At 71.0% G+C, this 20101-nt stretch carries 16 protein-coding genes; 9 read left to right on the top strand and 7 right to left on the bottom strand.

What is annotated here, in order from left to right; all coding sequences use genetic code 11:
* Positions 1-403 precede the first annotated feature (403 nt).
* On the top strand, positions 404-853 hold the full coding sequence (locus ACFVYR_RS27480) for a PTS glucose transporter subunit IIA (RefSeq protein ID WP_384261415.1): 450 nt from the start codon (positions 404-406) through the stop codon (positions 851-853).
* Positions 854-931: 78 nt separating this feature from the next.
* Positions 932-2602, top strand: coding sequence for a phosphoenolpyruvate--protein phosphotransferase (ptsP, locus tag ACFVYR_RS27475; RefSeq protein ID WP_384261412.1), 1671 nt, complete (start codon positions 932-934; stop codon positions 2600-2602).
* Positions 2603-2660: 58 nt separating this feature from the next.
* Here the strand turns inward: ptsP and ACFVYR_RS27470 are convergent, their stop codons facing one another.
* Positions 2661-3554, bottom strand: a complete 894-nt coding sequence (locus tag ACFVYR_RS27470) for a hypothetical protein (protein ID WP_384261409.1) — start codon at positions 3552-3554, stop codon at positions 2661-2663.
* An 88-nt stretch (positions 3555-3642) separates the two neighbouring features.
* Complete coding sequence (locus ACFVYR_RS27465; protein WP_384261407.1) at positions 3643-5628, bottom strand: acetoacetate--CoA ligase; 1986 nt, start codon at positions 5626-5628, stop codon at positions 3643-3645.
* 213 nt (positions 5629-5841) lie between these two features.
* On the opposite strand from ACFVYR_RS27465, the gene ACFVYR_RS27460 reads away from it, so the two are divergent.
* The gene (locus ACFVYR_RS27460; protein WP_384261404.1) at positions 5842-8214 is read left to right on the top strand and encodes a glycoside hydrolase family 31 protein; all 2373 of its coding nucleotides are present in this window, start codon (positions 5842-5844) and stop codon (positions 8212-8214) included.
* A 44-nt stretch (positions 8215-8258) separates the two neighbouring features.
* On the opposite strand, the gene ACFVYR_RS27455 is transcribed toward ACFVYR_RS27460, so the two are convergent.
* Positions 8259-8789, bottom strand: coding sequence for an NUDIX domain-containing protein (locus ACFVYR_RS27455; protein ID WP_384261402.1), 531 nt, complete (start codon positions 8787-8789; stop codon positions 8259-8261).
* 73 nt (positions 8790-8862) lie between these two features.
* Here ACFVYR_RS27455 and ACFVYR_RS27450 point away from each other — a divergent pair, with 73 nt between their 5' ends.
* The 5 genes from ACFVYR_RS27450 (at position 8863) to glpK (ending at position 14257) form a co-directional block, all read left to right on the top strand.
* A complete protein-coding gene (locus ACFVYR_RS27450) occupies positions 8863-9723 on the top strand; it encodes a M15 family metallopeptidase (protein WP_384261400.1) in 861 nt (286 codons plus the stop codon).
* 260 nt (positions 9724-9983) lie between these two features.
* Positions 9984-10409, top strand: a complete 426-nt coding sequence (locus ACFVYR_RS27445; protein WP_384261418.1) for a Zn-ribbon domain-containing OB-fold protein — start codon at positions 9984-9986, stop codon at positions 10407-10409.
* On the top strand, positions 10406-11596 hold the full coding sequence (locus tag ACFVYR_RS27440; RefSeq protein ID WP_384261397.1) for a lipid-transfer protein: 1191 nt from the start codon (positions 10406-10408) through the stop codon (positions 11594-11596). Before ACFVYR_RS27445 ends, ACFVYR_RS27440 begins: the two co-directional genes overlap by 4 nt.
* A gap of 353 nt (positions 11597-11949) precedes the next feature.
* The gene (locus ACFVYR_RS27435) at positions 11950-12705 is read left to right on the top strand and encodes an MIP/aquaporin family protein (RefSeq protein WP_384261395.1); all 756 of its coding nucleotides are present in this window, start codon (positions 11950-11952) and stop codon (positions 12703-12705) included.
* Positions 12706-12736: 31 nt separating this feature from the next.
* The gene (gene glpK, locus ACFVYR_RS27430; RefSeq protein WP_384261393.1) at positions 12737-14257 is read left to right on the top strand and encodes a glycerol kinase GlpK; all 1521 of its coding nucleotides are present in this window, start codon (positions 12737-12739) and stop codon (positions 14255-14257) included.
* Positions 14258-14543: 286 nt separating this feature from the next.
* Here the strand turns inward: glpK and ACFVYR_RS27425 are convergent, their stop codons facing one another.
* From ACFVYR_RS27425 to ACFVYR_RS27410, 4 genes are all read right to left on the bottom strand, one after another.
* Positions 14544-15149, bottom strand: a complete 606-nt coding sequence (locus tag ACFVYR_RS27425) for an ATP/GTP-binding protein (protein ID WP_384261390.1) — start codon at positions 15147-15149, stop codon at positions 14544-14546.
* Positions 15150-15316: 167 nt separating this feature from the next.
* Positions 15317-15703 carry a DUF742 domain-containing protein gene (locus ACFVYR_RS27420; RefSeq protein ID WP_384261388.1) on the bottom strand — a complete coding sequence of 129 codons (387 nt, stop codon included), beginning with the start codon at positions 15701-15703 and terminating at the stop codon, positions 15317-15319.
* A 69-nt stretch (positions 15704-15772) separates the two neighbouring features.
* Positions 15773-16213 carry a roadblock/LC7 domain-containing protein gene (locus tag ACFVYR_RS27415; RefSeq protein WP_384261386.1) on the bottom strand — a complete coding sequence of 147 codons (441 nt, stop codon included), beginning with the start codon at positions 16211-16213 and terminating at the stop codon, positions 15773-15775.
* Complete coding sequence (locus ACFVYR_RS27410; protein WP_384261384.1) at positions 16210-19038, bottom strand: nitrate- and nitrite sensing domain-containing protein; 2829 nt, start codon at positions 19036-19038, stop codon at positions 16210-16212. Before ACFVYR_RS27410 ends, ACFVYR_RS27415 begins: the two co-directional genes overlap by 4 nt.
* Positions 19039-19507: 469 nt before the next feature.
* On the opposite strand from ACFVYR_RS27410, the gene ACFVYR_RS27405 reads away from it, so the two are divergent.
* On the top strand, positions 19508-20092 hold the full coding sequence (locus ACFVYR_RS27405) for a hypothetical protein (RefSeq protein WP_384261382.1): 585 nt from the start codon (positions 19508-19510) through the stop codon (positions 20090-20092).
* Positions 20093-20101 lie beyond the last annotated feature (9 nt).

Here is a 20101-nt window from a genome sequence, read left to right as displayed (position 1 = left end):
CTATCAGACTCTTTCGTGTCCGACTTCCTCGGTGCCTTTCCGGTTCCCGCTCCGGCCTTTCGGCTTTCGCGTTTCCCTTTCCGGCGGCTCCGACTTTATCAGGTCCTATTCGACTCTCTGACCACGTCCACCGCAGACATGCGGAGACGGACCCGGAGATAGGATCTGATCGAAGGTTGCCGCCGAGGCCGGGCGCTTGCCGCGTCCCACAGCCTCAGGCAGGAGTCCGACTCTACATCGGGTGGAGGGCAGGCGCAAATCGTTTGTGCACTGCCTCTACGTCCGCCAACCGGGACCTGTCGTGCGGAACCGGGACTTCATATGACTTACCCTTCTGAACAGTGCGTCGTCCAGGACAGGTAGTGGCGGCGACTACGAATCTCCGCCCCCTGGGAGGCTTGCCATGACCAGTGTTTCGTCCCCGCTTGCAGGACGCGCCATCGGGCTCTCCGCTGTACCTGATCCCGTGTTCTCAGGCGCGATGGTCGGGCCTGGTACGGCTATCGATCCCGCGCGCGAGCCTTCTGAGGCCGTCTCGCCCGTGGACGGCATCGTCGTCTCTCTCCACCCCCACGCCTTCGTGGTCGTCGACGACCAGGGCCATGGTGTGCTGACGCACCTCGGCATCGACACCGTGCAGCTCAACGGCGAGGGCTTCGAGCTGCTCGTCAACAAGGGTGACACCGTGCGGCGCGGCCAGGCCGTGGTGCGCTGGAACCCGGCCGCCGTCGAGGCCGCCGGCAAGTCCCCCGTGTGCCCGATCGTGGCGCTCGAGGCCACCGCCGAGTCCCTCTCCGACCTCATCGAGGACGGCGAAGTGAAGGCCGGCGACGCGCTCTTCAGCTGGAAGTGACGTCATGGCCGTCGCTGACGGCCGAGCAGGACAACCAACGCGGCGGCTGGGCCCGCCGCACTACCGGAGACGGGTGAGATGGAGACAACGCTGCGAGGCGTCGGTGTGAGCCACGGTGTGGCGATCGGCGAGGTTCGGCACATGGGTACGGCCGTTCTCGAGCCGCCGGCCAAGCAGATTCCCGCGGAGGAGGCCGAGCGCGAACAGGGGCGTGCTCGCCAGGCCGTGGAAGCTGTGGCGGCCGACCTGAATGCGCGTGGCCATCTGGCCGGTGGCGAGGCCCAGGCGGTGCTCGAGGCACAGGCCATGATCGCTCAGGACCCGGAGCTCATGTCCGACGTCGACCGGCGCATCACCGTCGGCAGCACGGCCGAGCGCGCCGTGTACGACGCCTTCTCCCACTACCGGGAACTGCTGGCCGGTGCCGGTGAGTACATGGCGGGCCGGGTGGCGGACCTCGACGACGTGCGCAACCGCATCGTCGCGCGGCTGCTTGGCGTTCCGATGCCCGGTGTACCGGACAGCGACGAGCCGTACGTACTGATCGCGCGTGACCTCGCGCCGGCGGACACCGCGCTGCTCGACCCGGCTCTGGTGCTCGGCTTCGTCACCGAGGAGGGCGGGCCCACGAGCCACAGCGCGATTCTCGCGCGGGCGCTCGGAGTGCCGGCCGTCGTCGCGCTGCCGGGCGCGGGTGAGCTTCTCGAGGGCACGGTCGTCGCCGTGGACGGCAGCACGGGCGAGATCTTCGTGGATCCCAGCGCGGAGAAGCGCGGGCAGCTCGAGGCCGCGGCCGCCGAGCGCAAGGCCGCGCTGGCCGCGTCGACCGGTCCCGGTGCCACGTCCGACGGGCACAAGGTGCCGCTCCTCGCCAATGTCGGCGGTCCCGCCGACGTGCCGGCCGCCGTCGAGGCGGGGGCCGAGGGTGTCGGTCTGTTCCGTACCGAGTTCCTCTTCCTGGACGACAGCACGAAGGCGCCGTCCGAGGAGAAGCAGGTCGAGGCGTACCGCAAGGTGCTCGAGGCCTTCCCCGAGGGCCGTGTCGTCGTGCGCGTGCTCGATGCCGGTGCGGACAAGCCGCTGGACTTCCTGACGCCGGGCGACGAGCCGAACCCGGCGCTCGGCGTACGCGGGCTGCGCTCGCTGCTCGACCACCCCGAGGTGCTGCGTACGCAGCTGACCGCGCTGGCCAAGGCCGCCGAGGGCCTGCCCGTCTACCTCGAGGTCATGGCCCCGATGGTGGCGGACCGCACCGACGCGAAGGCGTTCGCGGACGCCTGCCGCGAGGCGGGGCTGCGGGCGAAGTTCGGCGCGATGGTCGAGATCCCGTCGGCCGCCCTGCGTGCGCGCTCGATCCTTCAGGAGGTCGAGTTCCTGTCGCTGGGCACCAATGACCTCGCGCAGTACGCCTTCGCCGCCGACCGGCAGGTGGGCGCCGTGTCCCGGCTTCAGGACCCGTGGCAGCCCGCGCTGCTCGACCTGGTCTCGATGTCCGCGGAGGCGGCGCGGGCCGAGGGCAAGAGCTGTGGCGTGTGCGGTGAGGCTGCTTCCGACCCGCTGCTCGCCTGTGTACTGACCGGTCTCGGTGTCACCTCCCTGTCGATGGGTGCGGCGTCCATTCCCTACGTGCGTGCGACGCTCGCCAAGTACACGCTGGCGCAGTGCGAGCGTGCCGCGTCGGCGGCGCGTGCCGCGGACAGTGCCGAGGAGGCGCGCAAGGCCGCGCAGGCGGTGCTGTCGGGCGAGTAGCCTGCCGCTCTGTTCTGTTCAGGGGCGCCCCACCGGCCGGTGGGGCGCCCCTTGGCGTTCAGTGAGTGTGTCCTCCTTCGGGCTCCCCGTCCTCGATGTCGGGTGCCGCGCAGTAGTCGACACCGGATTCCGGGGAGACGAGCTCTCCCGAGATGGCGTCGGTGCAGTAGGCGTCGAAGACCTCGGCCGCGGTGAGGGGTTGGAGTCGTCCGCCGTTCATGCGCCAGCCGTGGACGCGGTCACGTGTGCCGTCGGCAGTGGAGCGCAGCACCATGCCGACGGCGCGGTGGGTGGCGATGCCGACGGCGAGGACCGTGGCGAACTCCAGGGCCTCGGTGTCGTCGAGCAGGGCTCGGCCCTCCGCGTCGATCTCCACGTGCAGTGCGGCCAGGAGGGTCTCGGGGTCCGAGGGCACGCTGCACACCAGGTGCCGGGTGCCCGGTCCTGGTGTGTCGACGGCCCGGGTGATCAGTGCGGAGGCGCGGGCGAACGCGGCTCGTCCGATGTCCTCGCCGCAGGTGGCGCAGGTGCCTGTGCGGGCGAGCACCACCGTCGCGTACTCCCAGGTGGCCCTGCGAACTGCTTCGTCGACGAGGTCGGGGACGAGATCGGCGAGGGGCTGGCCCTCGTACGGGACGGTGGGACCGCCCGATGCCAGTTCGGCGGTGAAGCGGGCGCGGCTGGCCGGGGCGTCCGGGTTGAGGCCGGTCTCCGCGCAGTACTGCACGTAGTCCTCGGGGTCGAAGAGCGCGATGGTGGTGTGGCTGCCCTGGGACGCGAGGTTCTTGAGGAGTCCCTCGACCTGGTGGAGGTAGGTCTCGTGGTCGTCGAAGGTGAAGGTGCGGTAGCGGCGCATGGCCGCGAAGTCCTCCTCGTCGGCCAACAGGCCGATGGTTCCGACGACTTCGCGGCGCAGTGTGCGGCGCATGGTGGTGTCTCGGGTGTGCGTCACGCTTCCCCCTTGCATGCGGTCGATCAATGCTCACTCACAGTAACGGTGGGCACTGACAATCGCTGCTGAGCTGGGGAAAGGGCCGCCGTCAGGCGCGTTCGCGGGCCAGGTCCGCGTAGAAGTCCAGGAGTTCGAGGCGGTCGACGCTGCCCGGGTTGACCGCCTTGTCCAGAGGTGTCCCTTGGAGGAGGCGCTTGACGGGGACTTCGATGCGTTTGCCGGTGAGGGTGTGCGGGATGCCGGGGACTTCGATGACCTCGTCGGGGACGTGGCGCGGGGAGAGCTGCTCGCGGATCGTCCGCTTGATGCGGTCGCGCAGGGTGTCGTCGAGGGCCGCACCCTCGGCGAGGTGGATGAAGAGCGGCATCCAGTAACCGCCGTCGGGCTGCTCGACGCCGATGACGAGGGATTCGCGGATCTCCGGAAGCCGTTCGACGGCCTCGTAGATGTCGGCCGACCCCATGCGGACACCTTGGCGGTTGAGCGTGGAGTCCGAGCGGCCGTGGATGACGACCGAGCCCCGTGCGGTGAGGGTGATCCAGTCGCCGTGCCGCCAGACGCCGGGGTAGGTGTCGAAGTAGCTGTCGTGGTAGCGGCTGCCGTCCGGGTCGTTCCAGAAGCGGATGGGCATGGACGGCATGGGGTTGGTGACGACCAGTTCGCCGACTTCGTCGATGAGCGGCTTGCCCTGGGGGTCCCAGGACTGCAGGTCGGTGCCGAGGCAGGGCGCCTGGAGTTCGCCGATGTGGACGGGGAGGGTGGGTACGGCTCCGGCGAAGCAGGAGCAGACGTCCGTGCCGCCGCTGACGGATGCCGTCCACAGGCCGCCCGGTGTTTCGGCGAACTCGTCGCGCAGCCAGCGGAATCCGTCGGGCGGCAGGGGGGAGCCGGTCGTGGCGACGCACTGGACGCGGGAGAGATCGAAGTCGCGGGCCGGGTGGACGCCTGCTTTGCGGCAGGCCATGACGTAGGCGGCGGAGGTTCCGTAGAGGGTGGCGCCGGTGCGTTCGGCGATGCGCCATTGGGCGCCGGTGTCGGGGTAGCCGGGGCTGCCGTCGTACAGGACGATCGTGGTGCCGGTCAGGAGGCCGGAGACGAGGAAGTTCCACATCATCCAGCCGGTCGAGGTGTACCAGAAGAAGCGGTCGTCGGGGCCGAGGTCGCAGTGCAGTCCCAGCTGCTTGAGGTGCTCGACGAGGATGCCGCCCTGGGACTGGACGATGGCCTTGGGCAGGCCGGTGGTGCCGGAGGAGTACAGCACCCACAGGGGGTGATCGAAGTCCACCGGTTCGAAGGTGGGGGCCACGTCGGCCGAGGTGAGGGCCGACCATTCCAGGGCGCCTTCGGGGGCGTCCGTGCCGAGGAGCGGGATGTGCACGACGGCGCGCAGGCTCGGCAGTTCGGCGCGGAGTTCGGCGACGGTGTCGCGGCGGTCGTGCTGCTTGCCGCCGTAGCGGTAGCCGTCGACGGTGAACAGGACGACCGGTTCGACCTGCTGGAAGCGGTCCAGGACGCTGCGGGCGCCGAAGTCGGGGGCGCAGGAGGTCCAGACGGCGCCGACGGCGGCGGTGGCCAGGAGGGCGACGACGGCCTGCGGGATGTTCGGGAGGTAGCCGCTGACGCGGTCCCCGGGACGTACACCCAGGTCGCGCAGCTCCGCGGTCAGGGAGCCGACCTGGCGGCGCAGCTCGGCCCAGGTGACGGGCCGCGGGTCGTGGCTCTCGTCGACGTGGAGGATCGCGGGGGTGTCCGCGCGCGTGGGGTCCTCGGCGGCGCGCAGTGCGTGCTCGGCGTAGTTGAGGGTCGCGCCGGGGAACCACTGGGCGCCCGGCATGGTCCGATCGCCGAGCACGCGCGCGTAGGGGGTGGAGAAGCGGACGTCGAACCAGTCGGTGACGGCTTTCCAGAACGTCTCGAGGTCGGTCACCGACCAGTGGTGCAGCGCCGCGTATCCCCCGTCGGCCGGGGCGCCGTGGTGCTCGGCCGCCCAGGCCTGGAACCGGGTGACCTGCGCGGCGGCGATCCTCTCCGGGCTCGGCTGCCAGAGCGGCGCAGGGTTCGCTGAGGACGTCATGGGGCGGCTCCCGGACTGTACGCGTCGTATGCGTGGAGTGCGCACGTGCTGGGTGTGCGCGTGAACACGGCTGAAGGGGACGATGCCACGTGATCGACTTCCGCACCAGGGCGGGCCCCGCGCAGCCGGGTCCGTGGTCATGTGTCGTCGCCCCAGGTGAACGGCAGTTGAACGCGGCCCGCACGGGGCTTCTTCGGTGGCAGGGTGAGCAGCATGAACGGTCGTGACCTGGTGCGTTCGGTGAAGGCGGTCGGCATGCTCGGCACGGTGCAGGGGCTGCGCACGGTGCGCTCCTCGTGGCGCAGTCGGCGGGCGGACGCGAAGGGTCTGGCGCCGCGGGGTGCGGAGCGGGCGCGGGTGCCGGGTGAGGTGACGGCGGTGGTGCCGGCGCCCGGTGGCGGGGTGGTGCGTTTCGCGCGCTCGGAGCTGCGGGTGCGGGTGACGGCGGGCGGGGCGGTCTTCCTGGGCTGGGACGGGGCGGTGCCCGAGCCGTCGTACGCGCTGTCGGGCCGGAGCCCGGAGCCGGATCCGCGGGCCGTCCTCGAACCCGACACGGAGGGCGGCTGGCGGGTCGTCTCGGAGCGGACGACGGTCGTCGTCTCGCGGCACGGGGCCGTCGAGCTGCGCACGCCCGGCGGTGTGGTGCTGCGGCGGGATCTGCCGCCGCGCTGGTGGGAGCCGGCCGAGGGCGGTCCCGCGCGCTGGGTGCAGCGGTCGGAGGTGGCGGCGGACGCGCGGTTCTTCGGGCTCGGGGGGCGGTCCGGGGGGCCTCGGCTGCGGAACGGGACGTACCGGCTGTGGAACACCGATCCGGGCGGTTCCTTCGGGCCGGGCGACGATCCGCTGTACATCACCATGCCGGTGCAGATGGTGGTGGCCGATGCCGGGACGCACCTGGTCTTCCACGACAACACGTGGGAGGGCGAGGTGTCGGTGCACGAGGGGGTGGAGGGCGCCGGGTCCGGTCATGACCGGGCCGGTGCGTGCGAGGTGCGGATGGGTGGCGGGCCGCTGCGGTACTGGGCGATGGTCGGTACTCCCGCGCGCGTGCTGCACTCCTGGGCGTCGCTCACCGGCCCCCCGGCGTTGCCGCCCGCGTGGGCGCTCGGGCACCATCACGCTCGGTGGGGCTTCGGCAGCGAACAGGAGGTGCGCCGGATCGTCGCCGGCTATCTGGAGCGCGGGCTGCCGTTGGACGCCGTCCATCTGGACATCGACCACTATGACGCGCATCAGGTGTTCACCGTCGACAAGGACCGCTTTCCGAAACTGCCGCAGTTCGCGGACGAGTTGCTCAGGGACGGGATCCGGTTGGTCTCGATCGTCGACCCCGCGGTGAAGTCCGAGGCGGGCGTCGAGGCGTACGACAGTGGGTCGGCGGCCGACGTCTTCGTGCGGGATGCCGCGGGGCGGGAGGTGCGCGGTGTCGTGTGGCCCGGGGAGGCGGTGTATCCGGATTTCACCGACCCGCGCGCGCGGGACTGGTGGGGCACTCTGTACGAGGAGCGTCTCGACCACGGGTTCGCGGGGTTCTGGCACGACATGAACGAGCCGGTGTCGTTCGCCGCGTTCGGGGAGGCGACGCTGCCGCGGTCGGCGCGGCACTCCCTGGAGGGGCGTGGGGGTGACCATCGGGAGGCCCACAATGTGTACGGCCTGGCGATGGCGCGCGCCGGGTACGAGGCGCTGCACAGGCTGCGGCCCGAAGAGCGGCCCTTCTTGTTCTCGCGGTCCGGCTGGGCGGGGATGCAGCGCTACGGGGGGACGTGGTCCGGTGATGTGTCCACGGGTTGGCCGGGGTTGCGGGCGTCGCTGTCGCTGGTGCTCGGGCTCGGTCTGTGCGGTGTGCCGTATTCGGGTCCGGATGTGGGCGGGTTCGACGGCAGTCCGTCGCCGGAGCTGTATCTGCGGTGGTTCCAGCTCGGGGCGTATCTTCCGCTGTTCCGTACGCATGCGGCGATCACGGCGGGGCGGCGTGAGCCGTGGGAGTTCGGTGACGACGTGCTCGTACACGCGCGTGAGGTGCTCGTCGAGCGCAGGCGGCTGCTGCCGTATTTCGTGACGCTCGCCCATCTCGCCCGGTGGACGGGTGCTCCTTATGTGCGGCCCTTGTGGTGGGCGAGCCCCGAGGACAGGGAGTTGCGGGACTGCGAGGACGCGTTTCTGCTCGGGGACTGCCTGCTGGTGGCGCCGGTCCTGGACAGTGGTGCGGTGCGGCGGGCGGTCCGGCTGCCGCGGGGCCGGTGGTACGACACGGCGACCGGCACGGCGTACGAGGGCCCGGGGAAGGTGCTGGTGGACGCTCCGTTGTCGCGCGTTCCGGTGTTCGCGCGCGCGGGCGCGGTGATTCCGGTGCGGGGGTGTGACGGTGGCATCGAACTGGAGGTGTGGGCGCCCGCCGAGGGCCGTACGGGCGGTGGCCTCGTGGTCGCCGACGCGGGTGACGGGTGGGCGGAGGCGGAGCTGGAGCGGTTCACGGTGCGGTGGAGCGAGGGGCGTGTGGTCGTGGAGCGGGAGGGCGGCGCCGGGGCCGGGCCCGCACCGGGCCGTCCGGTGCGGGTGCGGGGGTGCAAAGAAGCGCTTTGAGGACGGCGATGGTCCTCCGGAGGCCGGGCGCGGCCCTCCGAGGGTCAGTAGCGGCCCTCGAACCACGCGCGTGCCGCCAGCGTATGCAGGGGGAAGGCCAGTTCGTCCGGCCGGCGCAGCACGTCCCAGCCCGCGGTCTCGTCCGTCGGTACGGATGCCGGCAGGTCGGCGGCGGGGCGTTCGGGGAGGACGCCGAAGAGCAGCAGGTAGCCGTCGGGGGCGCTCATGGCGTCGGCCAGGCGCACGTCGCGGCTCTCCGCGCCGATGCCGGTCTCTTCCTTGAGCTCGCGCACGATCGCGTGGCGCCAGTCCTCCCGGTCGTCGATGAACCCGCCGGGCAGGGCGATGCCCCCGCGCGCGGGGGCGATGGTGCGGGTCACGATGACCAGGCCGGTGCCCTGTGCGTCGTACACCGGTTGCAGGGCCACCGCCACGGGGAGCGGATTTCGGTACGTCACCGCGCCGCAGGCGGCGCAGGTGCGGGGCCGGTCGGAGGGCTGGTCCTGGAAGGGGGCTCCACAGCTGGAACAGTGGGAGCCTGGGCGGGAGTTGGCTGGGTGTGGGGATGCGGACACGCCGCGGACTGTATCCGATGGCTCACGTGTCACTCTTTCGCGGGTGTCCATGGGCCTGGTAGACGCAGGGGGCATGACACGACTTCTCACCGCCCCGCGGAATCTCGCCGTCGGAGCCGCGGCTCTGCTGGCCGTGGCCGCCGCTCCCTTCTCCGCGCAGGCCGGCTCTCCCGCGCAGGCCGGCGCCCCCGCACACGTGGCCTCTTCCGTCCACGCGAGGCCCGAGCCGAAGGCTCCCGCGGAGTTCGTCGCGCTGCGCGACGTGGACCCGACGATCATTCAGGAGATGCGCTACTTCACCCGGCACAATTTCGTGGGCGGTCCTGTCGACGGCTACCGGAAGCCGATGTGCATCCTCACCGAGCCCGCCGCGAAGGCGCTGCACAAGGCGCAGCGCACGCTCCTGCGCAAGGGCTACTCCCTGAAGGTGTACGACTGCTACCGCCCGCAGCGGGCCGTCGACCACTTCGTACGGTGGGCCGAGGATCTCAACGATGAGCGCATGAAGGCGGAGTTCTATCCGCGTGTCGACAAGTCGCGGCTGTTCGCCGACGGCTACATCGCGAAGAAGTCCGGGCACAGCAGGGGCTCGACGGTGGATCTGACGGTGGTGCGGCTGCCCGCCCCGCCCACCCGTCCGTACGTCCCCGGTGAGCCGCTCACGCCGTGCTACGGGCCGCGGAGCGAGCGCTTCCCCGACAACTCCGTGGACATGGGGACGGGGTTCGACTGTTTCGACACGCTGTCGCACACGGACGATCCGCGGATCACGGGAAAGCAGCGGGCCAACCGCGATCTGCTGCGGAACGTGCTCACCAAGGAGGGCTTCACCAATCTCCCCGAGGAGTGGTGGCACTTCACGCACAAGCCCGAGCTGTTCCCCGACAGCTACTTCGGCTTCCCCGTCTCGCGCGGGTCTCTGCGAGGGAAGTGACGGCGTCAGGCGCAAGGGACGGTGGAGGCGGTGTCCGGGACCACCCCCGTCGATCCCGGACACCTGCCTCCGGTACTCGGACGCGCAATCGGGCTGTCTGGTTCATCGCGCCCGGGCTGTCTGGTTCACCGCGCCCCGGTTTCCACGCCCCCTGACGTAATCCGGTTGCCCGTGGCACACTTCTGACGTTCCGTCAGTTCTGCTGCCCGGATACGTCGGATCCGCTGCCTGGAGGAGCCTTGTCGCGTACGCGCACACCTGTGGTGGCCAACTGGTTCGCCGGGGACGGTGACGCCTTCCGCCTTCTGGGCACGCGCTGCTCAGCCTGCGCCTGCGTCTTCTTCCCCCGCGAGGACGGGTTCTGCCGCAACCCCGGCTGCGGGGGCGGCGAGCTGGTCGAGGTGCCGCTGTCGCGGCGCGGACGCGTCTGGTCGTACACCGACGGCCGCTACCGGCCTCCCGCGCCCTATGTCTCCGACCCGGAACTTCCCTGGCGGCCCTACACGTTGATCGCTGTGGAGCTGGAGGCGGAGCGCATGGTGGTGCTCGGGCAGTCGGTCCCCGGGGTCTCCGTCGCCGATCTGATGGTCGGCATGGAGGTGGAGGTCGTCCCCGGCGTACTGAACGAGAACGACGAGACGACGTGGACGACATGGCACTGGCGGCCTGTGGGGGTGAAGGCATGACAGGCGAGGTGGCGGTGCTCGGCGTGGGCATGCACCCCTGGGGCAAGTGGGGACGCTCCTTCGTCGAGTACGGAGTGGTGGCCGCGCGCGCGGCCCTCGCGGACGCCGGGATCGACTGGCGGGACGTGGGTTCGATCGTGGGGGCGGACACGGTGCGGGGCGGCTATCCCGGGTATGTGGCCGGGGCCACCTTCGCCAGGGCCCTCGGCTGGCAGGGCGCGCGCGTCGCGAGCGTGTACGCGGCCTGCGCGTCCGGGGCGCAGGCCATCGCCACGGCGCGTACGCAGATCCTCGCGGGCATGGCCGACGTGGCCCTGGTGGTCGGCGCCGACGCGGCCCCCAAGGGGTTCTTCCGGCCCGCAGGAGGGGACCGGGCCGACGACCCCGACTGGCTGCGCTTCCGGCTTCTCGGGGCGACCAATCCCGCCTATTTCGGGCTCTACGCACGCCGCAGGATGGCCGTCCACGGCGACACGCTGGACGACTTCGCCCAGGTCAAGGTGAAGAACGCGGCGGCGGGTGCGCTCAACGCGAACGCGCGCTACCGCAAGGCCGTCACCACCGAAGAGGTCGCCGCATCGGCCGTCGTGGCCGACCCGCTGCGGCTGCTCGACATCTGCGCCACGTCGGACGGCGCCGCGGCCCTGGTGCTCTCCAGCATGGAGTTCGCGCGCCGGCACGGAGCGGCGGACCCGGTGCGCGTCCGCGCGGTGTCCACGGTCACTCCGACGTACCCGGCCGCCGTGCTCGACCTGCCGGACATCGCCACCGATTCGGCGGCCGTCGTGACCCCCGCGGACGGCACCTTCCGCTCGTCCATAGCGCGGGCGGCGTACGAAGAGGCGGGCATCGGCCCCGAGGACATATCGCTGGCAGAGGTCTACGACCTGTCGACCGCGCTGGAGTTGCAGTGGTACGAGGACCTCGGGCTCTGCGGGGCGGGCGAGGGGGCCAAGCTGCTGCGTGACGGGGCGACGGCGCCGGGCGGGCGCGTGCCCGTGAACACCAGCGGGGGTCTCGCGTCCTTCGGAGAGGCCGTGCCGGCCCAGGCCATCGCTCAAGTATGCGAAGTGACCTGGCAGTTGCGGGGGACGGCAGGGGCGCGGCAGATCGAGGGGGCGCGGGTGGGGATCACCGCGAACCAGGGTCTGTTCGGCCATGGTTCCTCGGTCGTCGCGGTGCGCTGACGCCTCACGGCGCGGCCCGCGGCACACCGGTCAACGGTTGTCGTCCGCGACCTTGACGCTCCATCACCACCGGTGAACACTTCCGGGTGTCAGTCGGCGTCGCCACACCCCGGCTCCACTGCGCCCAGAGCCTCTGTGCGCGCGAAGGGTCTACGTGAAGGGCCTGGTCAACAGGTCATCCCCCATGGGCGATACGGCTGCGACGGCACGCTCGTCATGGACGCCGGGCGGGGCGCGGGAGACTCCCTGCCCCCGGCTGCAACAGCCGGGCGCATCCAGGCGGTAGTCGTGGGAAACGCACCCTGCACGGAGGACCGGGGCGCACCGCCCCGGGCGAGGGCCTAGGAGCCGCCATGTACTCGAACGGGGACGTCTTCGTCGGTGAGGTCATCGGCACCGCGATTCTGATTCTTCTCGGCGCCGGTGTGTGCGCCGCGGTCACGCTCAGCCATTCGAAGGCGAAGGCCTCCGGGTGGGTCGTCATCTCCTTCGGATGGGGATTCGGCGTGCTCGCGGGCGCCTACACCGCGGGCCCGCTCTCCGGTGGCCATCTCAACCCCGCCGTCACGCTCGGCATCGCCATCGACACCGGCGACTGGGACCAGGTCTGGGTCTATCTGCTCGGGCAGATGGTGGGCGCGATGCTCGGCGCCGTCCTGGCGTACCTCGTCTACTTCGCGCAGTTCCAGGCCAACGTCACGCGCGGGGCGAAGGGCGACTCGGAAGGCGTGCACCAGCCGACGCCGACGCTCGGCATCTTCTCCACCATTCCGGAGATCCGGAACCCTGTCGCGAACATCATCACCGAGGTCATCGCGACCGTGGCACTGGTGCTGCCGATCCTGGCCTTCGGCCTGACCAAGGGGCTCGGCGAGTCCGGGACGCAGACGCTCATCGTGGCCTTCCTGGTCGTCGGCATCGGCCTCTCCCTCGGCGGCCCCACGGGCTACGCCATCAACCCGGCGCGCGACCTCGGTCCGCGCATCATGCACACGTTCCTGCCGATCCCCAACAAGGGCACGTCCGACTGGAGCTACGCCTGGATTCCGGTGGCGGGGCCGCTGATCGGCGGCGCCCTCGCGGGCCTCATCTACAACGCAGCCTTCTGAGTCTTCTCATCAAGGTCATCAAGGGGTAGCCATGCCGGACAGCTCCGGGAAATTCGTCGCCGCCATCGACCAGGGCACCACATCGAGCCGCTGCATCATCTTCGACCGGGACGGCGCGATCGTCGCCGTGGACCAGCGCGAGCACCGCCAGATCTTCCCCAAGCCGGGCTGGGTGGAGCACGACGCCACCGAGATCTGGTCCAAGGTACAGGCGGTGGTGGCGGGCGCCATCGCCAAAGCCGGGCTGCGCGCCGACCAGGTGAGCGCGCTCGGCATCACCAACCAGCGGGAGACCACCGTCCTGTGGGACCGCGCGACCGGCAAGCCCGTGCACAACGCGATCGTCTGGCAGGACACCCGCACCTCGGCGCTCTGCAACGAACTGGGCGGCGCGGACGGCCAGGACCGCTTCCGCGAGCAGACGGGGCTGCCGCTCGCCAGCTACTTCTCCGGGCCCAAGGCCGCCTGGCTGCTCGACAATGTGCCGGGCCTCAGGGCCCGCGCCGAGCGGGGCGAGATCGCCTTCGGCACCATCGACTCCTGGCTGATCTGGAACCTCACGGGCGGCACCGACGGCGGCAAGCACGTCACCGACGTCACCAACGCCGGCCGCACCATGCTGATGAACCTCCAGACGCTCCAGTGGGACCAGTCGATCCTGTCGGCGATGAACGTGCCCGAAGCAGTGCTTCCGGAGATCAGGTCGTCGGCCGAGGTCTACGGCACGGCCGTGGGCCAGCTCTCCGGAGTACCCGTCGCCTCCGCGCTCGGCGACCAGCAGGCGGCCGTCTTCGGGCAGGCCTGCTACGACACGGGGACGGCCAAGAACACGTACGGCACGGGCAGCTTCCTGCTCCTCAACACCGGCAACCGGCCCGTCGCGTCGAAGAGCGGGCTGCTCACGACGGTGGGGTACAAGATCGGCTCCGAGGCGCCCGTGTACTGCCTGGAGGGGTCCATCGCGATCACCGGTGCCCTGGTGCAGTGGTTCCGTGACCAGCTCGGCATCATCCGCTCGGCGGACGAGATCGAGACGCTCGCGGCGAGCGTCGACGACAACGGCGGGGCGTACATCGTGCCTGCCTTCTCCGGCCTCTACGCCCCGTACTGGCGCTCCGACGCGCGCGGTGTCGTCACCGGTCTGACCCGGTACGTCACCAAGGCGCACCTCGCGCGTGCCGTCCTGGAGGCGACGAGCTGGCAGACCCGCGAGGTCGTCGACGCCATGTACCAGGACTCCGGGGTGCGGATCAGCACCCTCAAGGTGGACGGCGGGATGACCAAGAACAATCTGCTGATGCAGCACCAGGCGGACGTCCTGGACGTGCCCGTGATCCGGCCCAAGGTCTCCGAGACGACCTGCTTGGGCGCGGCGTACGCGGCTGGTCTCGCGACCGGCGTGTGGAACGACCTCGACGAGCTGAAGGCGCACTGGCAGCAGGACGTGGAGTGGACGCCGCGGATGGACGCCGAGTCGCGGGACCGTGAGTTCCGCAACTGGCACAAGGCGGTGGAGCGGAGCTTCGGCTGGCTGGAGGACGGCGAGGGCTGAGAGCCTGTCTTTGAACCCCCGCCTGCGCCCCGGCGCCCGCCACGCACGCTCGGCGCACGGAGTCCCAGGACAGGTGGCTCCGCCACATGACCTGGAACTCCGCACACCGATCGCACGCTTCCCCAAGCTCTCGGCTCCGCTCGAGCAGGGGAGGCCCCAATCCACCGCTGCGCCCGCGCTTCGCGCGGACGACGGGGGTTCAAAGACAGGCTCTGAGCCGAGCGGAACTGCGGCCCGTACCCCGGTCGGCGGGGGTACGGGCCGTGGACGCGGCCGCCCCGGCCGGTCAGGTGGTGACGGTCTCCCTGGCCGCCGCGGCCGCCGCCATCGCGTGTTCGACGACGTCGATGAGGACCTCCTTGACGGACTCGCGGTCGCGCGCGTCGCACAGGACGACGGGTACTCCGGAGTCGAGGTCCAGTGCCTGGCGCACGGTGTCGGCGGGGTAACGGGAGGCGCCCTCGAAGCAGTTGACGCCGACGACGAAGGGTATGGAGCGCCGCTCGAAGTAGTCGACTGCGGCGAAACAGTCCTCCAGGCGGCGGGTGTCGGCGAGGACCACGGCGCCCAGGGCCCCGGTGGCCAACTCGTCCCAGAGGAACCAGAAGCGGTCCTGCCCCGGGGTGCCGAAGAGGTACAGGACCAGGTCGTCGCGGAGGGTGATGCGGCCGAAGTCCATGGCCACCGTGGTGGTGTGCTTGCCGACGACACCGCTCGTGTCGTCGACGGGCCGGCCGGCCTCGCTGAGGGTCTCCTCCGTGCGCAGCGGCTTGATCTCGCTGACCGCGCCGACCAGCGTCGTCTTGCCGACGCCGAAGCCGCCCGCCACGAGGATCTTCAGCGTGACAGGCTCGACGGGGGCCTTGCCGCGCTCAGAACGCCTGAAGATCATCGCTCACTTCTCCTGGATCAGTGGTGTCGCGCGGCGCCGGTCCGTATCCGGCGCCGCCGGGGGTTTCGGTGCCGTCCGGGTGCCGCGCGGAGATATCGGTGAAGGTGCCGCCCCTGTCTACCCGGAACTGCCGGCCAGTCACGATCCCACTCCCGCTTCCGCGCTGCTCAGAGCGCCCGGAGGCCGCTGATCACGTCGCGCAGAATACTTTCGTCCGGCAGTTCGGCCGGGGGCACGGGACGGGTCACGTGCACCAGTTCGTCGTCGACGAGGTCACCGATGAGGACGCGGACCACACCGATGGGCAGATCGAGCTCGGCCGCGAGCTCGGCGACCGACTGGGGCGTGTCACGGCAGAGCTCGACGATGTCCACGTGCTCCGGGGACAGCGTCTGGTCGGCCTCCGGGACGCCGGTCGCCCAGGCCTCGGTGATGACGACCGCGATCAGGTCGAGCCGGTGCTGACCGTTGCTCGTCGTGCGGCCGCGGGTCATCGCGTACGGCCGGACCACGGGGCCCGCGTCGTCGTCGTACCAGCGGGGTGATTCCTGCACTCCCGCTAAATTCCGCGTGGCCCCTGTCGCTCTCTGCGTCCTTCGTCCGTCGTCAGTCATGACCTCCCACTACCCCCCGGCGGACAGATCCGTGCGCGGAGCCGTCCCCAGATGCACACCCACCCGCTTGACCAGCAACGTCATTTCGTACGCGACCAGGCCGACATCGGAGTCCGCGTCCGCGAGGACGGCGAGGCAGCTGCCGTCGCCCGCGGCCGTGACGAACAGGAACGCGTCGTCGAGCTCGACCACGGTCTGGCGGACCCTGCCCGCCTCGAAGTGCCGTCCGACGCCCTTGGCGAGGCTGTGGAACCCGGAGGCGACGGCGGCGAGGTGCTCGCTGTCCTCCCTGGTCAGGTTCTTCGACACGCCGGTCGGCAGGCCGTCGCCGGAGAGCACGAGTGCCTTGCGGATGCTGGAGACGCGCTCGACCAAGTCGTCGAGGAGCCAGTTCAGTTCTCCCCGCCCCCCGGTCGTGGTGGTGCGTGCGTCGGCATTCGGTGCGGTCATCGACCGTCCCCCTCGGATGTCGTTCCTGGTGCTGTGCCGTTCGTGGCGTCGTCGCCCGCGGCGTTCTCGTCACGGCCGCGCTGCCAGCCCCGCTGGAGCGAGGCCATGCGGCTGCGTACCTCTTCCGCGTCGCGCTCCTCCGGCCCGGTCTCGGCGCGGTCGGGGCGGTGGTCGGGTCCTGCCTTCAACTGCGGGGCGAGGCTGGCCTGCCGGACACGGCGGGGCAGTCCGCCCGGGGCTGCCGCGGGGGTACCGCGGTCCTGGGCGCCACGGTCCTGGGGCGCGGTACGGCGGCCGGGTCGCGGGAACTCGGTGGTCGCTTCGTCGACGGCCGTGACGTCCCGGTGCGGCGGCGAGAGGTCGGGCCAGGACGGCTGCCGCGAGCGCTCCGGGGCCTCGTCCCCGGCGGCCGGGGCCAACGGCTTCTCCTGCGGCCCGCCCTCCGGGAACCGGCTGTCCTGCGGCCTGGTGTGCGTCACCGGGCGGCCGTTCGAGCGGACCAGCTTGGGGGTCCTGCGGCGCGGCAGCGGGGTGGGGCCGCCATGGACGTCGTCGCCGAGGTCGTCGGCGTCGTCGAGGCGGGCGGGAGCGGTGCCACGCCGGGTCGGCTCCGCGCGGCCCGCCTCGCGGTCGTCGCGGGCCTGCTGATGCTGCTCACCCGGCGTGCCGGCCACCCGGCGGCGCGGCCGGAAGAGACCGCCGCGCTCGCTGTCCTCGTCGTCGAGGGCGCCGGGGAACCGGTCGAGGTCCGCCAGGCCGACGGGCGCCTCCAGCTCGACGGGGCCGTCAAGGACGGAGGCGGGCAGCCCGGGGAGCTGGACCGGCACCTGGGCGAGCGCCGCCGTACGGTCGGCCGCCTTGTCGGGGCCCGCCGCCACCGCCCTGCCCTGCGGCCGGTCGAGGCGGTAGCCGCCGGTGTCGGGCACGTCGTCGGTGAGCAGTGACTCCGGAATGAAGACGACGGCCGTGGTGCCGCCGTACGGCGAGGGCTGCAGCGAGACCCGGACGCGCTGGCGCTGCGCGAGCCTGCTGACCACGAAGAGGCCGAGCCTGTCGGTGTCCGAAAGCTCGAACTCGGGGGTCTCCGCGAGCCGCAGGTTGGCGTCCAGGAGCGCGTCGGGCGTCATGCCGAGGCCCCGGTCGTGGATCTCCAGGGTGAAGCCGTTGGCGACGTGCTCCCCGAGAACCTGCACTCCCGTGTGCGGCGGCGAGAACACCGTGGCGTTCTCCAGGAGTTCGGCCATCAGGTGCGTGAGGTCGGCGACCGCGGGCCCGGTGACCGCGATACGCGGCAGTCGGCGCACCTCGATGCGTTCGTAGTCCTCGACCTCGGCGACGGCGGCACGGACGACGTCCATGAGCTGGACGGGCTTGCGCCACTGCCGCGAGGGGGCGGCTCCGGAGAGGATCACCAGGCCTTCGGCGTGCCGCCGCATGCGGGTGGTCAGGTGGTCGAGGCGGAAGAGGTCGGCGAGTTCGTCGGTGTCCTCGGTCCTGCGCTCCATGGCGTCCAGGAGCGTCAGCTGCTTGTGCAGCAGCACCTGGCTGCGGCGGGCGAGGTTGACGAAGACCTCGGAGACGCCGCGGCGCAGGTCCGCCTGTTTGACGGTGGCCTCGACGGCGGCGCGCTGCAACGTGTTGAGCGCCTGGCCGACCTGCCCGATCTCGTCCTTGCCGTACGTGAGGCGGGGCGCCTCGGTCTCCACGTCGACCTGCTCGCCCGCCGCCAGCCTGCGCAGTACGCCGGGCAGCCGGACGCCGGACGCCTCGTGGGCCTCAAGACGCAGGCGGCGCAGGTCGCGGATGAGGCTGCGGCCGATGCGTACGGACAGGAAGATGGAGACCAGCAGCGCCAGCAGGCCGAGGACACCGGCCGCGATCACGCGGACGATGACGCCGACGGCGGCCGGCTCGACGCGGTCCTGGAAGCGGTCGGTCGCCTCGATGTTGCTTTCGGAGAGCTGCTTGAGTACCCGGCTCGCCGTCTGGTCCCAGTGACTTGACGTCACGACGTCCGGGGCCTTGGTGCCGGCCTCGATGACGTCGTTCTCGGCCTTGTTGAGCTGCTGGGCCTCGGTGCCGTTCCAGTAGCGCTCGTAGCGGCCGCGGTCCTCTTCGGAGAGCTGCGCGAAGTTGACCTCGAAGAGCAGGGTGCGCTGCGCCCGGAGCTCGGTGACCTGCCTGATCTCGGGCTTGGTTATCCGGCCCGCGACGAGCGCCGAACCGATCACCGCGTCCTCGCGGGAGAGCAGTTCACGCGCACGGGTGGCACCGACGAGCGCGCGCCCCTGCTGGTCGTACTTCATGTCGTCGAGGCCGGAGAAGCCGTTGAGCGTGCTGAGCAGGTCGAAGTAGGGGTCGATCAGCTCGGTGTACATCTTCAGGGCGCCAGCCCTGGTGATGGTGCCCTCCTCGACGCTCCGGCGCAGCGGCGTGAGGCCGTCGAAGGCTTCGACGAGCTCGTCGAGCCGTTTGCGCGAGTCCCCGGTGACGCCGTCCCTGACGTCCGGATCCTCGGCGTTGGACCGGACCTTGGCGATCATTCCGTCCGTCGCGGTACGGCTGCGGCGCAGCGCGGAGAGCGCGTCCGACGCCCGCGGGTCGGCGAGGTAGACGAGGGTCTGGCGGCGCTCCTGCTGGATGACGCGGGCCGTGTCCTCGATCGGGTAGGCGAGCTTGTCGACGACGTTCACCGTGTCGATCAGGCTGAGCGCCTGGCGCCCCGTGATGACGGTCGTGAAACTCCAGATCGCGGTGAGGGAGAGCAGCGGCACGAGCAGCAGCGCCACGATCTTCCGGCGGATGGACTTCCCGCGAAAGCGCATGGCCTCCCCCAGATCGGCCCCCTGTGGCCGTTGCACGGGCCAGGGGCACACATGTGCGTCAACAAACGGCGCGAGCCTACTACTGACTCACGGGCAACTCGAAGACGCATCCGAACGCTTTTCAGCCGTGACGCGAAAGGGACATCCCTAGTTGTCCCTCCATTACGGGAGATTGCGTCCCAGCATGCGGCGGCAACTTCCGGGTTCCATCCCCCGTACGTGGAGCGCCAGTTGGCCGGAACTCTTCGCTTGATCGAACCCGGACGGGAATCTTTCGGATCTCTCGTTCGTCCATCAGGAAGAGAGTCGCGACTCAAGGGGCACGTCGCAGGGCAGGCGACATAAAGCGCAGTAAAACGGGCAGCCACTGGTGTGTTGGCCCTGCTGATGAATGCAGCGGATAACCAGAGGATGTGTCCCGAGCGTGTTCCGTGAACGGCCGTGAAGCAGCAGTGGGGGGAGTGACGAAATGAAGGGCACGGTGGAGCGCCGCGCGGGGCGCGAGTCGGGGGTGCGCGGGGCTGACGCTTCGCTGGGGGCGGGTCCGCAGGGGGTAGCTCCGCAGCGGGCGGCTCCGCAGCGGGCGGCTCCGCAGGGCGCTGCTCGGCAGCGGGCGGCTCCGCAGGGCGCTGCTCGGCAGGAGCGTGAGGCGGCTCCGGCGGAGCGTCCGCCGCTGTGGGTGGAGGAGCCCGCCCGCAGGAGGCGGCTGCCCGATCCGGTACGGACGGCCGCGGTGCGGGCCGTGATCATAGTGGCGGTCACCCTCGTGCAGGCGATGGTCGCCTTCCTCACCGCTCTCGCGGGGTCCTGGCTCTCCTTCCCCATGGTCCTGAGCAGCGTGGCCGGCACGGTCGTGGCCACTTGGGCGGTGCTCGACGTATGGGTGACCCGCCAGGTGTGGAACCAACGGCACGGAGTGGTGTCGATGCCGAGCAGCACGGCTCGGCGATTGCGGCGCGAGCGGCGCCGGGCGCGCCGGCAGGCGAGGGCGGTGGCGCGGGGCAAGGAACGGATACAAGGGCGCGGTGGGTCGGGGCGGTTGTCGCACCCCTGAGGGGAGGCG

Source organism: Streptomyces sp. NPDC058284, assembly GCF_042881135.1.
Taxonomy (GTDB): domain Bacteria; phylum Actinomycetota; class Actinomycetes; order Streptomycetales; family Streptomycetaceae; genus Streptomyces.
The sequence above is the reverse complement of the archived record's forward strand: the minus strand, read 5'-3'. Positions and strand labels throughout refer to the sequence as shown.